General features: G+C 63.4%; 2 protein-coding genes and 1 pseudogene. 1 reads left to right on the forward strand and 2 read right to left on the reverse strand.

Translation table 11 applies throughout. The features are described 5' to 3' along the window. Positions 1-879 (reverse strand): annotated as a pseudogene (locus tag VGD20_RS10595) (putative DNA modification/repair radical SAM protein); the annotation flags it as partial. A 60-nt stretch (positions 880-939) separates the two neighbouring features. Next, positions 940-2,412 carry a sensor histidine kinase gene (locus VGD20_RS10600; RefSeq protein ID WP_331134412.1) on the reverse strand — a complete coding sequence of 491 codons (1,473 nt, stop codon included), beginning with the start codon at positions 2,410-2,412 and terminating at the stop codon, positions 940-942. 281 nt (positions 2,413-2,693) lie between these two features. Between VGD20_RS10600 and VGD20_RS10605 the strand changes: the two genes are divergently transcribed. After that, a partial coding sequence (locus VGD20_RS10605) for a response regulator (RefSeq protein ID WP_331134413.1) occupies positions 2,694-3,359 on the forward strand: 666 nt, incomplete at its 3' end.

Here is a 3,359-nt window from a genome sequence, read left to right on the forward strand (position 1 = left end):
CAGCCAGTCCGCCTGATACAGACGGTGCTCGCGCATCAGCGGCGGGCGCACCGGCGGCAAATCGCTGCTCGCATCGGGGATCGGGCTGTACGCCGAATAATAAACGCGGCGGAGCTGATAGCCCGAATAGAGGTTCGTCGCGGTCTTCAGAATATCGTCGTCACGCGCCGTGTCCGCCCCGACGATCATCTGCGTCTACTGCCCCGCAGGCGCAAAGCGCGGCGGCATCGCCTTGCCGATCAGCCGGCTCTTCGCCGCCTCGATCGCATCCTCGGCGCCGACGCGCACCGACGCCATCGTCTTGCGGATCGTCTCGGGCTTCTTTTCGGGCGCGAAGCTCGAGAGCCCCGCCTCGGTCGGCAGTTCGACATTGGTCGACAGCCGATCGGCATAAAGCCCCGCGAGCGCGATCAGCCCGGGATCGGCGCCCGCGATCGTTTTCAGATGGATATAGCCGGCAAAGCGATGCTCCTCGCGCAGGATGCGCGCGACCTCGACCAGCTGCTCCATCGTATAATCCTCGGAGCGGATGATCCCCGACGACAGGAACAGACCCTCGATATAGTTGCGCTTGTAGAAATCGAGCGTCAGCCGGACGACCTCCTGCGGGCCGAACCGCGCGCGTTCGACATTGCTCGACGCGCGGTTGATGCAGAAACGGCAGTCGTAGATGCAGAAATTGGTGAGCAGGATTTTCAGCAGCGAGATGCAGCGCCCGTCGGGGGCGTAGCTATGGCAAATGCCCATGCCCTCGGTCGACCCGATGCCCTTGCTCGCTATCGAATCGCGCTTCACCGTCCCCGACGAGGCGCAGGAGGCATCATATTTGGCCGCATCGGCCAGCACAGCCAGTTTTTCGAGAATCGGTTTCGCGGACATGCCCCATGTCTATCACTAGAACATATGAGGAACAAATATCCTGGGTTAAGTCGGGCGCACTTACGCCTCGCGCCATCGCGCGGGCATCGCAATGTCCACGACCAGCCCGCCCGGCTTCCAATGCCGCGCGATCGTGCCGCCGAGATTGTTGCGCACGCTGCGTTCCATCAGCATCGTGCCAAAGCTGGTACGTTCGGGCGCGGTGACGTCACTGGCGCCCGTTTCGGTCCAGGTCAGGCGGAACATCCGTGGTTCGCTGCCTTCGGGATCCTGTGTCCAGCGGACCTCGACGCGCCCCTTCTCGCTGGTCAGCGCGCCGTGCTTGACCGCGTTGGTCGCAAGCTCGTTGAAGGTCAGCGCCATCGCGACCAGCGCATTTTCGGGAAGCAGCAGATCGGGTCCCGACCAGCGGACCCGCGGAAAGGCCGCTTCGACCTCGCGCATCAGTGCGTGCATCGACCCGGTCATGAAATTGGCGCCGAGCAGGACATTCTGGGCGCGGTTGAGCGCATCCAGCCGGCTGCTGATCCGCTCGACATAATCGTCGACGTCGCGCGCGGCATGGCGGGTCAGCGAAATGATCGCGCTGACCGTCGCAAACAGATTGCGCATCCGGTGGTGCAATTCGCGCATCAGCAGGTTGGCGTTTTCCTGCCGGCTTTTCTGTTCGGTGATGTCGATGCTGACCCCGGTCAGCATCGCATCGTCGGCATGCACGACCCAATCGCCGCGGACCGCATTCCAGCGGACGCCCCGTTCGGGATTCGATACGCGATATTCAGCCGCATAAGGCGTTCGGTTGGCGACCGTTTCTTCCAGCAATATGCGAAGCGCGGCCCGGTCTTCGGGATGGACCAGGTCGAAAAAGCCGTTGCCGGTCGCCAGTATCGTCTCGAAACCGGAACCCCAGAGTTCGGCGCCGGCGCCCTGCGTGCTCAACCGGTCGGTCCGCGGATCATATTGCCAGGTCGCTATCCCCGAAAAATCGAGCGCGCGTTCGAGCGACCGGCGCGCCTCGTCGCGCTCGGCGCCGATCCGGCGCAGATCCGCCTCGGCCATGATGATCCCCGCAAAATCGGCGAGCCGCGCCAGATCGACGTCGGTGAGCGCTGCCCGCTCGTCGCGGTCGAGCACGCAAAGGCTGCCGAGGACCGCGCCATTATGGGCCCGCAGCGGCACTCCGGCATAAAAGCGGATGTGAAGCTCGCCCGTCACGAGCGGATTGTCGCGCGAGCGCGGATCACCAAATGCGTCGGTGACCATAACCGGCCCGTCTTCGGCGATGACATGGGGGCAGAAACTATATTCGCGCGGCGTTTCGCGGGCCTCGACGCCATATGCCGATTTGAACCATTGCCGGCGGTCGTCGACGAGTGAAATCAATGCGATCGGCATGTCGAACAATTCGGCGACCATTCGTGTCACGCGGTCGAACGCCGGTTCGGGCGGCGTGTCCATGATCCGGTATTCGCGAAGCGTGGCGAGACGCAGCCGTTCGGCCTCGATTGCCCCTTCGTCGCCCCCGTCCGCCAAATCCCGTTCCTCGCTGCCTGGCGATACTTCTCGTGCCGCATCGCTCATTTCCCCGGCGGGCCGCTCTGCCATGATTATGGTCCCTACAAAAGCATACACCGCGCGCAATAAGGAAAGTGGTTCTATTCCACCAACTTATCTCGCCGCTTCATCGCGTCCCGGCTGACTCTACGCTTTGGCGCGCGACAAGTTGCAGCGCCGCGCGCCGCATTTCGGCGGCGCGGCGCGGAACCGACCCGCGCCGGGACGCGTATGACTGATCTCAAGAGGGAGCAATTTTGATGACATTGGGTGAGGAACTTCGCGGACATCTTCCCTATCTGCGCCGCTATGCGCGCGCGTTGACGGGCAGCCAGCAGCATGGCGACAATTTCGTGCACACGACCCTCGAAGTCATCGTTGCGGCGCCCGGGGAATTCCATAGCGGCGACGGCACCCGGATCGACCTTTACCGCAATTTTCATCGAATCTGGGAAAGCGCCTATATCGACGAGGGCGAAGACAGCGACGAAGGCGAGCACCCCCTCGTCCGCGCGGCGCACCGGCGCCTCGTCCAGATCACCCCGCTTGGCCGGCAGATCCTGCTGCTTACCGCGCTCGAAGGTTTCTCGGTCGAGGAAGCGGGAATGATCACGGGTACCGACATCGAAACCGTCGAAGCCTTGCTCGCCGATGCCGTCGGCGATCTCGACCGCGAATCGCAGACCTCGGTCCTGATCATCGAGGACGAGCCGCTGATCGCGATGGAGCTCGAACAGATCGTGCGCGATCTCGGCCACCGTGTCGCGGGCATCGCCACGACGCACGAAGATGCCGTGGCAGCATTCGAGGATACCGACGCAGGCCTCGTCCTCGCGGATATCCAGCTCGCCGACGGATCGTCCGGGATCGATGCCGTACAGGATATCCTGGCGATTGCTCCGGTACCGGCGATCTTCATCACCGCC

Origin of the sequence: Sphingopyxis sp. (assembly GCF_036402335.1) — a bacterium.
In the GTDB taxonomy this organism is placed as follows: Bacteria; Pseudomonadota; Alphaproteobacteria; order Sphingomonadales; family Sphingomonadaceae; genus Sphingopyxis.